Source organism: Kitasatospora sp. NPDC002040 (assembly GCF_040296785.1).
Classification (GTDB): Bacteria; Actinomycetota; Actinomycetes; order Streptomycetales; family Streptomycetaceae; genus Kitasatospora.
Genome location: NZ_JBEOXV010000001.1, coordinates 704673 through 720437 on the forward strand (window position 1 = coordinate 704673; position 15765 = coordinate 720437).

Consider the following 15765-nt stretch of genomic DNA (forward strand, 5'->3'; position numbering starts at 1 on the left):
CCAGGGGGCGGGCATGAGTCTTCTCGTCGTCGGTCTGAGCCACCGCAGCGCGCCCGTCGGCCTGCTGGAGCGGGCCGCCCTCACCGGTGCGGTGCCCACCCGGCTGCTGCACGACACCGCGGCCTCCCCGGCCGTCGGTGAGGCCGCCCTGGTCAACACCTGCAACCGGATCGAGCTCTACGCCGACGTGGACAAGTTCCACGCCGGGGTGGCCGAGCTCTCCGTGCTGCTCGCCCACCACAGCGGCGTGGACCTGGAGGAGCTCACCTCGCACCTCTACGTGCACTACGAGGACCGGGCCGTGCACCACCTCTTCTCGGTGGCCTGCGGCCTGGACTCGATGGTGGTCGGCGAGGGCCAGATCCTCGGTCAGCTCCGCGACGCGCTGGCCCGCGCCCAGGAGGAGCACACCGCCGGGCGCGGACTGAACGAGCTGTTCCAGCAGGCCCTGCGGGTCGGCAAGCGGGCGCACAGCGAGACCGGCATCGACAAGGCCGGCCAGTCCCTGGTCACCTTCGGCCTGGAGCAGGTCGCGGCCGGGGCCGGCGAGATCGCGGGCAAGCGCGCCCTGGTGGTCGGGGCAGGATCGATGAGCTCGCTGGCCGCCGCCACCCTGGTCCGCTCCGGTGTCTCCGATCTGCTGATCGCCAACCGCACCCCCGAGCGGGCCGAGCGGCTCGCGGCCAACCTGGGCGCCCGTACGGTCGAGTTCGGCAAGGTCCGCGCGGCGCTCGCCGACGTCGACCTGGTGATCTCGTGCACCGGGGCGGCCGGTGTGGTGATCAGCGCCGAGGACGTCGCGGCGGCGGTCGCGGTCCGGACCGCCGAGAACCCGCTCGCCTTCCTCGACCTGGCCATGCCGCGCGACGTGGACCACGCGGTCCACGAGCTGGCCGGGGCCCTGCTGGTCGACCTGGAGACCCTCTCGCAGGCGCACGCCGCCACCCCCGGAGCCGGGGACGTGGACGCCGTGGTGGGCATCGTCGCGGACGAGGTCGACGCCTTCGGCGCGGCCCAGCGCGCGGCCCGGATCGCCCCCACCGTGGTGGCGCTCCGTCAGATGGCCTCCGAGGTGGTGCTGAGCGAGCTCGGCCGCCTCAACACCCGGCTGCCCGACCTGGACGAGCGCACCAGGGCCGAGGTCTCGCAGACCGTCAAGCGCGTGGTGGACAAGCTCCTGCACGCCCCGACCGTCCGGGTGAAGCAGCTCGCGGCCGAGCCCGGCGGGGCCGGGTACGCCGATGCGCTGCGCGAGCTGTTCGACCTGGACCCGGCGGCAGTGCAGGCTGTCTCCGGCACACCGATCGGTGCGCAGGCCACGGCCGACGCCGCCCACGCGGGGGGAAGCCCCCGATGAACCACCAGCCAGCCCACGAGCATGACCGGGACGATCACCTCATGAATGGTCAACTGAGCAGCAGCGACGGCCAGTCGCAGCCGCTGCGCCTCGGCACGCGCCGAAGCGCCCTTGCGATGGCCCAGTCGGGCATGGTCGCCCGCACGGTCGAGCGGGTCACCGGACGCCCCGTCGAGCTGGTGGAGATCACCACCTACGGCGACACGTCCAGGGAGGCGCTGGCACAGATCGGCGGCACCGGGGTCTTCGTCTCCGCGCTGCGCGACGCGCTGCTGGAGGGCCGGATCGACCTGGCCGTGCACTCGCTCAAGGACCTGCCCACCGCGGCGCCCGAGGGCCTGCTGCTGGCGGTCGTGCCCGAGCGCGAGGACAGCCGGGACGCCCTGGTCGGCCGGGACGGCCTGGGCCTGACCGAGCTGGTCGAGAAGCTGGCCGGGCACACCGCCCGGATCGGCACCGGATCGCCGCGCCGGATGGCCCAGTTGAACGCATGGGCCCGCGCCAAGGGGGTCGAGCTGGAGACGGTCCCGATCCGCGGCAACGTGGACACCCGGATCGGCTACGTCGCCTCGGGCGAGCTCGACGCGGTGGTGCTGGCCGCCGCCGGGCTCAACCGGCTCGGCCGCAGCGCCGATGCCACCGAGCTCCTGGACCCGGAGCTGATGCTCCCCGCTCCCGGCCAGGGCGCCCTGGCCGTCGAGTGCGTGAGCCCCGAACTCGCCTCCGTGCTCGGTGAGTTGGACCACCTCCCGACCCGGGTCGCGGTGGCCGCCGAGCGTGCCCTGCTGGCCCGCCTGGAGGCCGGCTGCTCCGCCCCGGTTGCCGCCCTCGCCACCTGGCAGGGCACCGAACTGCGGCTGGAGGGCGTGGTCGGCACCGTCGACGGCGCCACCCTGCTGAAGAAGACCGCCAACGGTCCGCTCGTCCTCGACGAGACCGCCGAGCGGCAGGCGGTGGCCCTCGGCCACGCGCTCGCCGAGCGGCTGCTCGACGTGGGAGCGGCCAACCTGATGGGGGAGCGAGCCCGATGAGCGCCGCCGCCAACCTCGCGCACACCCCGGCCGCCCCGGCCGGACGCTGCACCTTCCTCGGTGCGGGCCCCGGTGACCCGGGCCTGCTCACCCTGCGGGCGGTGGACGTGCTGGCCTCCGCCGACGTGCTGATCGCCGACCCGCTCACCGCGGTCGCCGTGCGCACCCACTGCCCCGAGCGGGTGGTGGTGCACAGCACCGCCGGCGAGGACTGCCCGGACGTGGCGGCCCTGGTCGCCGAGGCCGTCCGCTCCGGCAAGCACGTGGTCCGCACCGTCGACGGCGACCCCGGCCTGGACGGCTGCGCCGCCGAGGAGATGCTCGGCTGCGCCCAGGCCGAGATCCCGTTCGAGGTGATCCCGGGCGTGGCCCAGTCGGTCGGCGTGCCGGCCTACGCCGGGGTGCCGCTGCGCGGCAGCCGGGGCGCGGACGTCCGGTTCGTGGACGGGGCCGGCCTGCTGGCCGGCCAGGCGGTCGACCTCGGTGCGCCGGAGACCACCCTGGTGGTCCGCACCACGCTCGGCCAGCTGCCCGCCACCGCCGCCGCGCTGGTGGCCAACGGCCGCAAGCCCGACTCGCCGCTGTCGGCCACCCTCTCCGGGACCACCACCCGGCAGCGCACCTTCACCGCCACCCTGGCCACCATCGCGGCCGACCTGAAGGCGGCCCGGGTACTGCCCTCGCCGGTCTCGGCCCCGGTCGACCCGGCCACCTCGGTGATAGCCGTGGTGGGCGAGCAGGTCGCCCACCGCTCCTCGCACTCGTGGTTCGAGACCAAGCCGCTGTTCGGCTGGAACGTCCTCGTGCCGCGGACCAAGGAGCAGGCGCACGGCCTCTCCGACCAGCTCCGCGGCTACGGCGCGGTGCCGCAGGAGGTGCCGACCATCGCGGTCGAGCCGCCGCGCACCCCGCAGCAGATGGAGCGCGCCATCAAGGGCCTGGTGACGGGCCGTTACGAGTGGATCGCCTTCACCTCGGTCAACGCGGTCCGCGCGGTCCGGGAGAAGTTCGAGGAGTACGGGCTGGACGCCCGCGCCTTCGCCGGGATCAAGGTCGCGGCGGTCGGCGAGACCACCGCGCAGGCCCTGGTCGACTTCGGCGTGAAGCCCGACCTGGTGCCCAGCGGCGAGCAGTCCGCCGCCGGTCTGCTGGAGGACTGGCCGCCGTACGACCCGGTCTTCGACCCGATCGACCGGGTGCTGCTGCCGCGCGCCGACATCGCCACCGAGACCCTGGTGGCCGGCCTGGTCGAACTCGGCTGGGAGGTGGACGACGTGACGGCCTACCGGACCGTGCGCGCCTCGCCGCCGCCGGCCGAGACCCGGGAGGCGATCAAGGGCGGCGGCTTCGACGCGGTGCTCTTCACCTCCTCCTCGACCGTCCGCAACCTGGTCGGGATCGCGGGCAAGCCGCACAACGTCACGATCATCGCCTGCATCGGCCCGGCCACCGCGAAGACCGCGGAGGAGCACGGCCTGCGGGTGGACGTGATGGCCCCGGCCCCGTCGGCCGCCGCACTGGCCCAGGCGCTGGCAGACTTCGGGGCGGGCCGCCGGGACACCGCGACCGCCGCGGGCGAGCCGGTCTACCGCCCGAGCGAGCGTCGTCCGGGTTCCCGCCGCAAGGCCCGCTGACCCGGGACTTCTCGCAGGGCCTCAGGTACTACGGTCCAGGGGCTCGGGGAACGGCGAGGATGTCTGGCGTGCGGGTCAAAGGCGAAAGTGCCTGACCGCCCACGCACCGGTGACCTTGTACGAGGTCGGCGTCGCAGTTCCCCGAGCCCCTGATGGTTCCCACCGTTCGGAGAGAGAAGCTCGTGTCCGCTGAGTTCCCGTACGTCCGTCCGCGTCGTCTGCGTTCCACTCCCGCGATGCGGCGGCTGGTCGCGGAGACCAGGCTGCATCCGGCGGAGCTGATCCTGCCCGCGTTCGTGCGGGAGGGGATCAGCGAGCCGCGGCCGATCGGGTCGATGCCCGGGGTGGTGCAGCACACCAGGGACACCCTGCGCCGGGCCGCGGTCGAGGCGGCCGAGGCGGGCCTGGGCGGCATCATGCTGTTCGGCGTGCCCGAGGTGCAGGACGCGATCGGCAGTGAGGGCACCAACCCGGACGGCATCCTGCAGCTGGCCATCCGGGACGTGGTCTCCGAGGTCGGCGACGCGCTGGTGGTGATGTCCGACCTCTGTCTGGACGAGTACACCGACCACGGCCACTGCGGGGTGCTGGCCGAGGACGGCAGCGTGGACAACGACGCCACCCTGGAGCGGTACAAGGAGATGGCGCTGGTCCAGGCCGAGGCCGGGGTCCACCTGGTCGGCCCGTCCGGGATGATGGACGGTCAGGTCGGCGTGGTCCGGAAGGTGCTGGACGAGCAGGGCTTCCAGGACGTCGGGATCCTGGCCTACACGGCCAAGTACGCCTCGGCCTTCTACGGCCCGTTCCGGGAGGCGGTCGGCTCCTCGCTCAAGGGCGACCGGAAGAGCTACCAGCAGGACCCGGCGAACGCCCGGGAGTCGCTGCGCGAGCTGGAGCAGGACGTGGCCGAGGGGGCCGACCTGGTGATGGTCAAGCCCGCGATGGCCTACCTGGACGTGCTGCGGCAGATCGCCGACGCCTCGCCGGTGCCGGTCGCGGCGTACCAGGTGTCCGGCGAGTACTCGATGATCGAGGCCGCCGCCGCCAACGGCTGGGTCGACCGCGAGCGCCTCATCCTGGAGACCCTCACCTCGATCCGCCGGGCCGGCGCCGAGCAGATCCTCACCTACTGGGCCACCGAGGCCGCCGGGATGCTGCGCTGAGCACCTGAGCACCTGAGCACCTGGGCATGCGGAAGGGGTGGTGGGGAACCGGGTTCCCCACCACCCCTTCCTGCTGACCGGGTGTCAGTCGATCGTGGCGCTGCCCTCGGCGCCGCCCGCGGCCCAGTCGTCGCCCGCCACGAACCACTCGTGGAAGCAGGCCTCGATGTGGCTGGTCTCGGCGTGGCCCCAGCGCTCGGCGGCCAGGAAGGGCTCATCGGCGGAGGCGGCGAACTGGGCGCCACCGCTTGCACTCACGTGCGCGTAGGCGGGGGCCGAGACTCCGGCCAGGGCCAGGGTGGCGACCGCGGTGATCGCGGCCTTGCCCAGGATGCTCTTCATCAGAAGTTCCTCTCTGCGTGACAGCAGTGTGACTACAGGTGACCATGGATTCGGGTGCGCACGGTGCAGCACGCGCGCGAGCCGCGGCCGGTCCACTCGAAAGCAGCACGTCGCGAACGGCAGCAGACCGCAGGGCCCGGGGGAAGGCTTCCCCCGGGCCCTGCGGCGGTGGTGCGTGGAGCAGTGATCAGCCGATCAGGTGGGAGACGCCACCGTCGCCGCTGCCCACGGTGTTCTGGCCGACGTTGCAGACCTGGTTCGGCTCGTTGTTCAGAACGTCGGCCTCGATCGGCACCGCGACACCGATGACGGCGACGGCGATGTTGTGAACCTCGGGCAGGCAGAGGTTCGGGTTGTCCAGGGTGTGGAAGTTGTTGCTGTGGTCGCCGTGGGTGCCGGTGGCGTTGGTGCCGCCGTTGCCCGAGATGGAGGTGGCGGCACCGTCGGAGTCGCCGATCGCCATGGCGGGAGCGGCGGTCATGGCCAGACCAGCGGTGGCAACGCCCACGGCGGCGAGAGCCTTCTTGATCATTGTTCTGTTCCTTTTCGGATCTGATGGGAGTGATGGAGCAGGGTGGATCAGTCGGCCCTTACGGGCCAGGCCGGCGAGAGGGTTCAGCCGACCAGGTGGGAGACGCCGCCGTCACCGCTGCCGAGCGTGCCCTCGCCGACCACGCAGGTCTGCTTGGGCTGGTTGCTCAGAGCCGCGACCTCGACCGGCACCGCGACACCGAGGACGCCGACGCCGATGTTGTGCACCTCGGGCAGGCAGATGTTGGGGTTGTCGAGCACGTGGTAGTTCGGGCTGTGGTTGCCCCAGGTGCCCGTGGCGTTGGTGCCGCCGTTGCCCTGGATGGAACCGGCCGCACCGTCCGCGTTGCCGATCGCGGAGGCCGGAGCGGCGGTGGCGGCCAGGGCGGCGGCGGCCAGCCCGACAGCCGCGAAAGTCTTCTGGAGCATGGTGGAGATACCTCTCTGGATGAATCACATCGGTTGCCGGCCTGTCCGGGGGGATTACCTCCGACACCGTCCTGGCTGCGACATTTAGATCAAAGAATGACGGGCGCGAAGGTTACGCGGAATCTTCGGAAATCGGTGATGGATCGCCAAAGACCCGGCCCTGCAGTCGGATTATTAGGCCATACTGGTTAACCCGTGCTATCCCGGGCGCCGCTTACTCGTTTAGGCAGTTTGCTTTCGGCCGCGCAGCGGCTGCTACCCAAGCTCCACAGACAGAACGGTGATTAGCATGAAGCTCTCCAAGCGGGCGACCGGCGCGCTGCTGCTGGCGGTCGGGACCGGCGTCCTGGCCGGCCAGTCGGCGGCGATGGCCGCCCCCGGCAGCTCCCCGGTGACGCCCGGTCAGGTCGCGTCGATCGAGGACGAGTGGGGCACCGAGGAGGTCCCGTTCACCATCCCGCTGGAGACCGTCAGCGAGCACCTGCCGCTGCTGCCGAAGGGCGGCCAGGTCTCGGGCGGGATCCCGACCTCGCTGCTGATGCCGCCGGTGCCGGACGCCAAGCCGGGCGCCCAGCTGATCCCGGACCGGGTCGTGCCGGGGGTCGAGGTCGGCAAGGTCGGCCCCCGCCTGCAGGCCGCGCTGCCGCTGCCGACGGCCGACCGCAGCACCGAGCTGGGCGACCTGGCGCTGGACGCCCCGGCCGCCCCGCTGAACGCCCAGGGCCCCGACCTGACCCTCGGTCAGCCGTTCGCCTGGGTCGAGGGCAACAGCGGGTCGGCCGCGGACGACATGCTGACCGCCGGCGAGCTGGACCCGCAGCTGGTCACCGCGCCGGTGCAGGCGATCCCGGGCGCCAAGGCGAGCCTGGGCAAGGGCGGCGAGAAGCTCTCGGTCACCGACTCGCTGGCCGGCCTCACCTCGACCACCACCGGCACCATGCGCGAGGTGCTCGACCAGGCCTGACGGACCGTACGGAAGAGCCCGGCACCCGCCGTTCCGGTGGTGCCGGGCTCCGCTGTGCCGGGCGCTGCCCGGGGCCGCGGGTCAGCCGGGCAGCAGGTCGGTGACCTCACCGACCAGCAGCAGGTCCTCGGGGCCTCCGCCACCGCTCAGCGGGGCGGTCAGCGGGGCGGTGGAGACCGGCTCCAGGCCGTTGTCCGGTTCGAGCGCGAGGCCGTTGTTCAGCACATCGGCGGAGGACTGGGCGAACGGGTCGAGCCGGAGCGTCTTGGCGGGCCGGACGCCGTGGCCGAGCGCCCCGGTGACCGCACCGAGTCCCGCGGCGGCGTCCACCGGCTGCAACTGGCCGCCGGGCGCGGGCAGGTCGACCGCCTGGGCGGCGGTGGGTGCGCCCAGCAGGGCGGCGGCGGTGAGCAGGCCGAGGGACAGCTGCTTCCTGAGCGTCATGGGTTCAACTCCTGGGTGGTGCCTGGGCGGACGCCGAAGCCCCTCGGTCGGCGGACCAAGGGGCTTCGCACGGGTGCACTGCCGTTCAACAGGTGGTTCAGCAGTCCTCGTCGGCCACCGGGGGCGCCTCGACGTTGGCGCAGGAGTTGCCGAACGACGGGTTCAGCAGGCCCACCAGGTTGGCGCTGTTGCCGCAGAGGTTGACCGGCACGTGCACCGGAACCTGGATCGAGTTGCCCGAGCCGACACCGGGGGAGCCGGCGGTGACGCCCTCGGCGGAGGAGCTGGCCAGCGCGGAGCCCGCACCGGCGGCGACGATACCGAGCGCGGCGGCGCCGACGGCGGCGGCCTTCTTCACGTTCTGCATGGGGGTTGATCTCCTAGATCACACAGGGAGGGGTGGGTGGTGCCCCGCACAGGAACGGGGCACCACCCGGTGGAGCCTGATCAGCCGGAGCTGATTCAGCCGACGTTGGCGCAGGAGTTGCCGAACGACGGGTTGAGCAGCGCGATGACGTTGACGGTGTTGCCGCAGACGTTCACCGGGATGTGGATCGGGACCTGGACGTTGTTGCCCGAGAGCACGCCCGGCGAGCCCGCCACGACGGCCTCGGCGTCGGAGCTGGCGGAAGCGGCACCGGCGGAGCCGAGCAGCAGGCCGGCAGCGGCGAGGGAGAGGACAGCAGCCTTCTGGATCTTGCGCATGGGGATTCCTCCGTTTGGGCGGATGGCCGGAAAAGCCACCCGAGTTCTGGGGGGTACCGTGTGGTGTGTCATGCGAGCGGCCCAAGTGCCTTGTTACGCCCGTGGATTGGACGGTCTCGCTCGGCCGCTTCGTTCACGCGCCCCGTGGTTCAGTTCTCGCACGGTCGAGATCAGTACGCAATCGCGGCGCGCCCAGGCGGGTGTCGAAATACTCCACCTGGAAGCCTTCGGTCTGACGTGGCGTCAGAGTCAGGCGTTGACGCAGGAGTTGCCGAACGCGGGGTTCAGCAGGCCGATCACGTCGACGGTGTTGCCGCAGAGGTTGACCGGGATGTGGACCGGGACCTGCACGTTGTTGCCCGAGAGCACACCGGGCGAGCCGGCCGTGACGGCCTCGGCCGAGGCGCCACTGCTGTGGTGGCCGTGGGCGGCGGCAGCAGCGGCGCCGCTCAGCAGCAGGGCCGCGGCTGCGGCGGTACCGAGGGTGCCGTAGGCGAGCTTGCGCATGGTGCGAACTCATTTCTTGCGTGTTGATCAGGGGACTGGGTGGAGCTGGGTTCGCCAGTAAGAACGACGCAGTGCGCGGGGGGAAACGGGCGGCGCCCGCGATCACCCAAATGCCGGGATTGCTGCATTCGGGTGATTGTCGAAGTGCCGCCGGAACCAGCCCTGGCAGCCCTCGTTGGACCGGAAGCACGCCTGTGCGCTTCCTTGCTCGTCCGCTGTTGGTACGGCAACTGGAAGACCTGATCTACGAGGAGACTCAAATGAGCGTCAAGAAGGCCGCCGCTGTCGGCGCCGCTGTTGTCGGCATCGTTGCCGCCGGTGCGGGCACCGCGATGGCGAGTGCCGGGGCCGAGGGCGTCACCGCCGGCTCTCCGGGTGTCATCTCCGGCAACTCCGTCCAGGTTCCGGTTCACGTCCCGGTCAACCTCTGCGGCAACAGCGTCAACGTGATCGGCGCGCTGAACCCGGCGTTCGGCAACTCCTGCGCGAACGTCGGCTGAATTCAGCCCCGTAACACCTGAGTTGTACCCGAACAGCGCCTGACGCCCCGGTGTCGGGCCGCCTCTCGGTCGATTCCGCCGTACCCGAGCCGCCGCTCCCCGCCTCCCCTCCTGAGGCGCGGGGCGGCGGTTCCGCGCTGTCCGGAGGCTGCGCCAACTCGCCTGTGCCGCCCGTGTCCTGGCTCTTGTTGCGTTACTTGTCAGTATCTAGCATGTGAGCCGGGCTCATCTTCTGCCCACCCGTTCCACGCCCGATACTCCGCGCCGCCCGGCGCACGCCGAGTGGCCCCCACCCCTCAAGGAGTCACGCGTGATCAGGACAGAACCACGGGCGGTGCGGCGACAGCGCCGGGCTGCTCTGACGGCCGCCATCGGCCTGCTCGCCGCCCTCGTGCTGACCGGCACCCCCACCGCCTCGGCCGCCCCCACGGCTGCGGTGAAGCCCGCCGCGATCGTCGCGCTCGGCGACAGCGCCATCTCCGGCGAAGGCGCCGGGACCGACACCGCCGACGCGTACGAGCCCGGTACCGACACCCCCACCAACTACTGCCACCGGCACGCCAAGTCGGAGATCTTCGTGACCGACCTGCCCGGGGTCACCGGGCTGGATCTGGCCTGCTCCGGCGCGCAGACCGGCGACCTGGTCAGCGACCCGGAGCTGGCGAAGATCACCGGGCCGGGCAGCGGCGACTTCGGCGAGCCCAAGCAGGACGTCCAACTCGCCCGCAAGGCGGCCGAGTACGACATCAAGATGGTGGTCGTCACGATCGGCGCCAACGACGACTTCGACTTCAGCGGCATCATGATGAGCTGTCTGCAGCAGTACTTCCCGATCCCCAAGGACCGGGGCTGCCGGGACACCATCGGCAGCGACTCGATCGAGCAGCGGGCCGAGCGGGTCAAGCCCAAGGTGGCGGCCGCGCTCACCAGCGTCCGCGCCACCATGCGGGCGGCCGGGTACGCCGACTCCTCCTACCAGTTGGTGTACCAGTCCTACTTCACCCCGATCACCCCGGACATCCGGCGCAACGACTACGCCGGAAAGGTGGCCGACGGCTGCCCGGCCTTCCCCGAGGACCTGGCCTGGGGCCACAACTGGGTGGTGCCGAAGCTGAGCGACGCGCTGCGCGAGGCCGCCGCCCGGGTGCCCGGGGTGCGCTACCTGGACCAGCGCCGGGTCTCCTACGGCCACGAGGTCTGCGCGGGCTGGACCAGCTCGCCGTACGAGTACACCAACGGCGACGTGATCGACCTGTCGGAGCGGACCAGGAACGGCTGCGACCACGAGATCGGCATCCCCGGCGTCTGCATGAACATGGTGCGGCAGTCCTACCACCTGCGGGTCGCGGGCTTCCGCGGCGAGGGGGTCTGCCTGGGCCAGTTCTACCGGCAGCCCGCACTCCAGGAGGCGTTCTGCACGCTCAACCCGCAGAACACCACCTCGATCCAGCCGCTGACGCCCGGTCAGCCCTTCCCGGACAAGCCGGAGGCGGGCTCCTGGTACCAGCTCACCAACCTGGCCACCGGCCAGGTGCTGGACTTCGCGGGCGGCGGCACGTACGGCGACAGCACCAACGGCCGGGCCGCCGTCGGCTACCGGGCCACCGGCGGGCTGAACCAGTCCTTTGTGCTCAACTCCCGCCCGGCGGGCGGATTCACGCTGAACTTCAGTGGCAACGAGTCGATGTGCCTGGACGCCACCGGGGCGGCCACCGCGCCCGGCACCCGGCTGGTCCAGTGGAGCTGCCACGGCGGTGACAACCAGCGCTGGATCTTCCGGCCCGCAGCGGCCGGCGGCTACCAACTGGCCGCCGCGGCGGACCAGTCCAAGGTGATGGGCCTGTCGTCGGTGCTGGACACCCAGGGCAACCGGGTGGTCGCGCTGGCCGCCGACACCGGTGCGGCCGACCAGCGGTGGCAGATCACCAAGCTCGGCATCGCCTACCTGCCGTAGGGCCGGGCAGATGGAGACGGCGGGCCCGGTCTCCCGGGCCCGCCGTCTCCGTCCTGCCGTGACTACGGCAGCCAGTGGTTCCCGGTGATCGCGATCATCACCTGGAGCTGGATGCTGGCGCCGTAGTAGCCGCTCGGGTCCAGCGGGGTGGCGTTCAGGTTGTTCCAGAGCGCGTCCAGCCAGGCCTGGCTGGACGGGTCGGCGGCGGCGGCCACCGCGAACGGGGCGATGAAGGCGACCGAGGAGCCGGCCTCGGCCACGGTGCCGTTCAGCTTGTACCCCTGGGCGATCTTGCTGGGGTCACCGCCGGTGGCGGACTTGATCCAGGTGTTCATCTTCCGCACCGAGGCCAGCGACTGGCTGTCACCGGTGGTCAGCGCGTCCACGCCGATCCGCCACGGGTCGCGGCAGGCGTTCCAGGAGTAGGCGCCGTCCAGCGAGGACTCCAGCACCTTGCCGGGGGCCGGCTTGGGGTCGCTGGTGTTGGTGTTCACCACGAAGTCCGGCAGCAGGCCGGTGCTGGGGGCGTACTTGCTCTGCAGGTGGCTGATCGCGTTCTGGTGGGCGGTCAGGATGCCGTCCCAGGCGCTGTCGCCGGTCGCCTTCCGGAAGGCCTTGAAGTGGCCGGGCAGCCAGTCCGAACTACGGCTCATGGTGTTGTAGTTGCCGTCGGACCAGTCGCCGAAGTTGGTCAGCTTGGTGCCGGCCACCACCTCGCTCGCCTTGATCGCGTTGATCCGCTTCACCGCGAGGGACTTGTAGTTGTAGCTCCCGGTGCTGCCCCACTGCCGGTCGGCCAGCAGCAGCGCGTACGCGATCTCCAGGTCGCCGTCGGTGGCGGAGTCGCTGCCGTCGACGCTCTTGCAGCTCGCGTCCTGCTCGGCCGCGTGCAGCGCCGAGTTGTTCACCGAGGGGTGGTCGAGGACGAACTTGAGCACCTTGTCGAAGGAGGACTTGGCGTCCGGGTCGGCCCCGGCCATGGTGGCCAGGATGGTCAGGCCGTAGCCCTGGCCCTCGGCCACGTAGGGGTGGTCCGCGTCGGTGGAGGCGATCGCCGACCAGCCGTTGCCGCACTTGGAGGTGACGAAGGCGGCCTTCCACTTCTTGTAGTAGTCCACCACCTTGGCGTCGTTGGCGGCCTGACTGCCGGACACCTTGATGGTCCCGGCGGCGTACGGGAACGCGTGGCTGCCGAAGGGCACGTTCACGCCGCCGCCGGGGGTCGGGGTGGGGGTGGGCGTGGGGGTCGGGGTGGGCGTCGGCGTGGGGGTCGGCGTGGGGGTGCCGCCGCTGCCGTAGGCCTCCAGCTCGAACAGCGAGTAGCCGTACGCGGTGCCGCGGGCGGTGCCGAAGACCCGCAGGTAGCGGCCGGTGCCGCTGACCGCCAGGTCGTCGGTGCCGCCGTCGCCGGTGCTGGTGGAGTACACCTGGCGCCAGCTGCTGCCGTCGTCGGAGAGCTCCACCCGGTACGCCTTGGCGTACGCCGCCTCCCAGTTGAGGACGACCCGGCCGACCGAGGCGCCGGCCCCGAGGTCGACCTGGATCCACTGGTTGTCCACGCCCTCGGCGCTGGCCCAGCGGGTGGTGCCGCTGCCGTCGACGGCCTTGGCGCCGCCGTAGCTGCTGGTCTCGGAGGAGGAGACGGTGACCGGCCGGTTCAGGGCGAGGTTGCCCGGAGCCGCGGTGGCGGGGGTGAGCGCGAGCAGGCTGGTGATCAGCGCACCGGCTGCCGAGGCCGCGCAGAGCGCGACCGAAGTCTTGCTTCTGGTAAGGGACATGGCGGGAGCATCCTGGCTCCGGGCACGGAGGGGCAAGGGGTAGGTTAGTAAAGTTTCCTAATGGAGACCGGAGTTCAGCAGGCTGTACTCCTCCGTGCCCGGACGGACCGTCAGCCCCGCACGCTCTCCCGGACCACTCCCGGCAGCCAGTCGGCCAGCCGGGAGAACCGGAAACCGAGCTGCTCGGCCCGGGTGTTGGCGACCCCGTAGTAGTGGTCGAAGGAGAACGGCGACGGCTCCGCCCCCTCGGTGAACCGGGCCTCGGGCAGGCCCTGGGCCGCGATCAGTGCACAGAGCGCCCGGACGTCGGTCTCCCCGTGCGAGGCGGCGTTCACCGGCCCGGTGAAGTCCGAACCGGCCGCCCAGACCAGGAAGTCGGCGATCTCGCCGTACTCCACGAAGGTGGCCGGATGGCTCGGCCGGTGCGCGACGATCTCCGCCCCGGTCCGCATCCGCTGCACGTAGTGCGCCAGCCGGCCGGTGAAGTCGGCGGCGCCGCCGCCCAGGACGTGCGCGGTGCGCACCGCCGCGTACGGCAGCACGGACTGCCGGGCCAGCACCGCCTCGGCGCCCCGCTTGCCCTCGGCGTACTCGGCGGACGGCGCGCCGGTCCAGGCGGCGGCGTCGAACTCCGGCTCGCCCAGCGGCTGTCCGGCGACCCCGTGCACCCGGTCGTAGACCTCCACCGTCGAGGTCATCAGGTACCGCCCGGTCCGGCCGCCGAACACCCGCAGCGCGATCTCCGCCTGCTCGGGCCGGTACAGCACCTGGTCCAGCACCACGTCGAAGCTCCGCCTGCCCAGCGCGGCGGCCAGCCCGGCCTCGTCGTCCCGGTCGGCCACCAGGTGCGTGACCCCGGGCGGCGGGGCCGAGGACCCCCGGTTCAGCACGGTGACCTTGGCCCCGCTGTCCCGCAGCAGCTCGACCACCCGCCGCCCGAAGTACCGGTTGCCGCCGATCACGCAGACCTCGTCCATGCCCCTGAACCCCTCCCGTAGCCTGCGCAGCAGTCTTCCGGTGATCCGGCCGGATGGGAAACGACGGCGGCCCGCGACTGTCCAGCGGAGCGACCACCAGGCGGACAGCCCTGCGGATCCCGGGCCCGATCCAGCAGGATCGCAGCACCACCTGCCTGCCCTGGAGCCCGTGATGACCACCGCAATACCCGGCCGCCGGATCGCCGCCGTCGCCGAGGAGTTCGGCACCCCGGTCTGGATCTACGACGCGGAGAGCATCCGCGGCCAGATCGCCAGGCTGAGGCAGTTCGACACCGTCCGCTTCGCCCAGAAGGCCTGCTCCAACACCCACCTGCTCCGGCTGATGCGCGAGCAGGGCGTCGCGGTGGACGCGGTCTCGCTCGGCGAGATCGAGCGGGCCCTCAAGGCCGGGTACCGGCCGGACGGCGCCGACGACGACCCGATCGTCTTCACCGCCGACCTGCTCGACCGGGCCACCCTGCGCCGGGTGGCCGAACTCGGCATCCCGGTCAACGCGGGCTCCCCGCAGATGCTGGAGCAGCTCGGCGAGGCCGCCCCCGGCCACCCGGTCTGGATCAGGATCAACCCCGGCTTCGGCCACGGCCACAGCCGCAAGACCAACACCGGCGGCGAGCAGAGCAAGCACGGCATCTGGCACGAGCACCTGGCCGAGAGCCTGGCGCTGGTCGACCGGTACCGGCTCGACCTGATCGGCTTCCACATGCACATCGGCTCCGGGGTGGACTACGGCCACCTGGAGGCGGTCTGCGAGACCATGCTCAAGCAGGTCAGGATCTCCGGCCGGGACATCCGCGCCATCTCGGCCGGCGGCGGCCTCTCGGTCCCGTACGCCGCCGGGCAGCCCGAGGTGGACACCGACCGCTACTTCCGGATCTGGGACGCCGCCCGCCGCGAGCTGGCCGCCGAACTCGGCCACCCGGTCCGGCTGGAGATCGAGCCGGGCCGCTTCCTGGTGGCCGGCTCCGGGGTGCTCGCCTCCGAGGTCCGGGCCCAGAAGCCGGTCGGCAGCAACCACTTCGTGCTGGTCGACGCGGGCTTCAACGACCTGATGCGGCCCGCCATGTACGGCAGCGCCCACCGCGTCACCGTGCTGCGCGACGGCACCCCGGTCGACGCCCCCGCGATCGACACCGTGCTGGCGGGTCCGCTCTGCGAGTCCGGCGACGTCTTCACCCAGGCGCCCGGCGGCGACGTGCTCCCGGTCCCACTGCCCCGGGTCGAGATCGGCGACCTCGCGGTCTTCCACGACACCGGCGCCTACGGCGCGAGCATGTCCTCCACCTACAACACCCGGCCGCTGATCCCGGAGGTGCTGGTCGACGGCGCCGACACCCGGCTGATCCGCCGCCGCCAGACGGTCGAGGAGCTGCTGGCGCTGGAGGACTGACGGGGCGTCGGCCCCGCCGGTGTCCGGTCACGGAACCGGCG

17 protein-coding genes are annotated in these 15765 nt (G+C 71.9%); 8 read left to right on the forward strand and 9 right to left on the reverse strand.

The window, feature by feature from the left end; genetic code table 11:
• Window positions 1-13: 13 nt before the first annotated feature.
• The 4 genes from ABT118_RS03395 to hemB all read left to right on the forward strand — a co-directional run bounded on the left by ABT118_RS03395 (window position 14) and on the right by hemB (window position 5185).
• Window positions 14-1357, forward strand: a complete 1344-nt coding sequence (locus tag ABT118_RS03395; protein ID WP_350644564.1) for a glutamyl-tRNA reductase — start codon at window positions 14-16, stop codon at window positions 1355-1357.
• A gap of 41 nt (window positions 1358-1398) precedes the next feature.
• On the forward strand, window positions 1399-2388 hold the full coding sequence (hemC, locus tag ABT118_RS03400; RefSeq protein ID WP_350644565.1) for a hydroxymethylbilane synthase: 990 nt from the start codon (window positions 1399-1401) through the stop codon (window positions 2386-2388).
• Window positions 2385-4022, forward strand: coding sequence for a bifunctional uroporphyrinogen-III C-methyltransferase/uroporphyrinogen-III synthase (locus tag ABT118_RS03405; protein WP_350644566.1), 1638 nt, complete (start codon window positions 2385-2387; stop codon window positions 4020-4022). Before hemC ends, ABT118_RS03405 begins: the two co-directional genes overlap by 4 nt.
• A 152-nt stretch (window positions 4023-4174) precedes the next feature.
• Window positions 4175-5185 (forward strand): porphobilinogen synthase, encoded by a 1011-nt coding sequence (gene hemB, locus ABT118_RS03410; protein ID WP_350644567.1) that lies wholly within the window; start codon window positions 4175-4177, stop codon window positions 5183-5185.
• A gap of 84 nt (window positions 5186-5269) precedes the next feature.
• Here the strand turns inward: hemB and ABT118_RS03415 are convergent, their stop codons facing one another.
• The 3 genes from ABT118_RS03415 to ABT118_RS03425 form a co-directional block, all read right to left on the reverse strand.
• Window positions 5270-5527 (reverse strand): hypothetical protein, encoded by a 258-nt coding sequence (locus ABT118_RS03415; RefSeq protein WP_350644568.1) that lies wholly within the window; start codon window positions 5525-5527, stop codon window positions 5270-5272.
• A gap of 187 nt (window positions 5528-5714) precedes the next feature.
• On the reverse strand, window positions 5715-6059 hold the full coding sequence (locus ABT118_RS03420; protein ID WP_350644569.1) for a rodlet layer protein: 345 nt from the start codon (window positions 6057-6059) through the stop codon (window positions 5715-5717).
• Window positions 6060-6142: 83 nt separating this feature from the next.
• A complete protein-coding gene (locus ABT118_RS03425; RefSeq protein WP_057231624.1) occupies window positions 6143-6487 on the reverse strand; it encodes a hypothetical protein in 345 nt (114 codons plus the stop codon).
• A 289-nt stretch (window positions 6488-6776) separates the two neighbouring features.
• Between ABT118_RS03425 and ABT118_RS03430 the strand changes: the two genes are divergently transcribed.
• Entirely contained in the window at window positions 6777-7451 is a 675-nt protein-coding gene (locus ABT118_RS03430; protein WP_350644570.1) for a hypothetical protein, read from the forward strand.
• Window positions 7452-7532: 81 nt separating this feature from the next.
• Here the strand turns inward: ABT118_RS03430 and ABT118_RS03435 are convergent, their stop codons facing one another.
• The 4 genes from ABT118_RS03435 to ABT118_RS03450 form a co-directional block, all read right to left on the reverse strand.
• On the reverse strand, window positions 7533-7895 hold the full coding sequence (locus tag ABT118_RS03435; RefSeq protein ID WP_350644571.1) for a hypothetical protein: 363 nt from the start codon (window positions 7893-7895) through the stop codon (window positions 7533-7535).
• 97 nt (window positions 7896-7992) lie between these two features.
• Window positions 7993-8262, reverse strand: coding sequence for a chaplin (locus tag ABT118_RS03440; protein WP_350644572.1), 270 nt, complete (start codon window positions 8260-8262; stop codon window positions 7993-7995).
• 95 nt (window positions 8263-8357) lie between these two features.
• Window positions 8358-8600 carry a chaplin gene (locus ABT118_RS03445; protein ID WP_350644573.1) on the reverse strand — a complete coding sequence of 81 codons (243 nt, stop codon included), beginning with the start codon at window positions 8598-8600 and terminating at the stop codon, window positions 8358-8360.
• A gap of 249 nt (window positions 8601-8849) precedes the next feature.
• Window positions 8850-9107: a chaplin gene (locus tag ABT118_RS03450; protein WP_350644574.1), complete on the reverse strand. Its 258-nt coding sequence runs from the start codon at window positions 9105-9107 to the stop codon at window positions 8850-8852.
• Window positions 9108-9367: 260 nt separating this feature from the next.
• Here ABT118_RS03450 and ABT118_RS03455 point away from each other — a divergent pair, with 260 nt between their 5' ends.
• Window positions 9368-9607, forward strand: a complete 240-nt coding sequence (locus tag ABT118_RS03455) for a chaplin (protein WP_057231612.1) — start codon at window positions 9368-9370, stop codon at window positions 9605-9607.
• Window positions 9608-9917: 310 nt separating this feature from the next.
• On the forward strand, window positions 9918-11561 hold the full coding sequence (locus tag ABT118_RS03460; protein ID WP_350644575.1) for an RICIN domain-containing protein: 1644 nt from the start codon (window positions 9918-9920) through the stop codon (window positions 11559-11561).
• Window positions 11562-11623: 62 nt separating this feature from the next.
• Here ABT118_RS03460 and ABT118_RS03465 read toward each other — a convergent pair whose 3' ends face one another.
• Window positions 11624-13339: a glycosyl hydrolase family 8 gene (locus ABT118_RS03465; RefSeq protein ID WP_350644576.1), complete on the reverse strand. Its 1716-nt coding sequence runs from the start codon at window positions 13337-13339 to the stop codon at window positions 11624-11626.
• A gap of 110 nt (window positions 13340-13449) precedes the next feature.
• Complete coding sequence (locus ABT118_RS03470) at window positions 13450-14316, reverse strand: NAD-dependent epimerase/dehydratase family protein (RefSeq protein WP_350644577.1); 867 nt, start codon at window positions 14314-14316, stop codon at window positions 13450-13452.
• A 172-nt stretch (window positions 14317-14488) separates the two neighbouring features.
• On the opposite strand from ABT118_RS03470, the gene lysA reads away from it, so the two are divergent.
• A complete protein-coding gene (gene lysA / locus ABT118_RS03475; protein ID WP_350644578.1) occupies window positions 14489-15724 on the forward strand; it encodes a diaminopimelate decarboxylase in 1236 nt (411 codons plus the stop codon).
• The last annotated feature ends 41 nt before the right edge of the window (window positions 15725-15765 follow it).

Bases quoted from the DNA above. Each gene is read 5' to 3' on its own strand.
- ABT118_RS03395 (WP_350644564.1), top strand. From the start codon at position 14: ATGAGTCTTCTCGTCGTCGGTCTGAGCCACCGCAGCGCGCCCGTCGGC.
- ABT118_RS03455 (WP_057231612.1), top strand. From the start codon at position 9,368: ATGAGCGTCAAGAAGGCCGCCGCTGTCGGCGCCGCTGTTGTCGGCATC.
- ABT118_RS03405 (WP_350644566.1), top strand. From the start codon at position 2,385: ATGAGCGCCGCCGCCAACCTCGCGCACACCCCGGCCGCCCCGGCCGGA.
- ABT118_RS03420 (WP_350644569.1), bottom strand. From the start codon at position 6,059: ATGATCAAGAAGGCTCTCGCCGCCGTGGGCGTTGCCACCGCTGGTCTG.
- ABT118_RS03435 (WP_350644571.1), bottom strand. From the start codon at position 7,895: ATGACGCTCAGGAAGCAGCTGTCCCTCGGCCTGCTCACCGCCGCCGCC.
- lysA (WP_350644578.1), top strand. From the start codon at position 14,489: ATGACCACCGCAATACCCGGCCGCCGGATCGCCGCCGTCGCCGAGGAG.
- ABT118_RS03430 (WP_350644570.1), top strand. From the start codon at position 6,777: ATGAAGCTCTCCAAGCGGGCGACCGGCGCGCTGCTGCTGGCGGTCGGG.
- ABT118_RS03440 (WP_350644572.1), bottom strand. From the start codon at position 8,262: ATGCAGAACGTGAAGAAGGCCGCCGCCGTCGGCGCCGCCGCGCTCGGT.
- ABT118_RS03445 (WP_350644573.1), bottom strand. From the start codon at position 8,600: ATGCGCAAGATCCAGAAGGCTGCTGTCCTCTCCCTCGCCGCTGCCGGC.
- hemC (WP_350644565.1), top strand. From the start codon at position 1,399: ATGAATGGTCAACTGAGCAGCAGCGACGGCCAGTCGCAGCCGCTGCGC.
- ABT118_RS03450 (WP_350644574.1), bottom strand. From the start codon at position 9,107: ATGCGCAAGCTCGCCTACGGCACCCTCGGTACCGCCGCAGCCGCGGCC.
- ABT118_RS03470 (WP_350644577.1), bottom strand. From the start codon at position 14,316: ATGGACGAGGTCTGCGTGATCGGCGGCAACCGGTACTTCGGGCGGCGG.
- ABT118_RS03425 (WP_057231624.1), bottom strand. From the start codon at position 6,487: ATGCTCCAGAAGACTTTCGCGGCTGTCGGGCTGGCCGCCGCCGCCCTG.
- hemB (WP_350644567.1), top strand. From the start codon at position 4,175: ATGGTTCCCACCGTTCGGAGAGAGAAGCTCGTGTCCGCTGAGTTCCCG.
- ABT118_RS03415 (WP_350644568.1), bottom strand. From the start codon at position 5,527: ATGAAGAGCATCCTGGGCAAGGCCGCGATCACCGCGGTCGCCACCCTG.
- ABT118_RS03465 (WP_350644576.1), bottom strand. From the start codon at position 13,339: ATGTCCCTTACCAGAAGCAAGACTTCGGTCGCGCTCTGCGCGGCCTCG.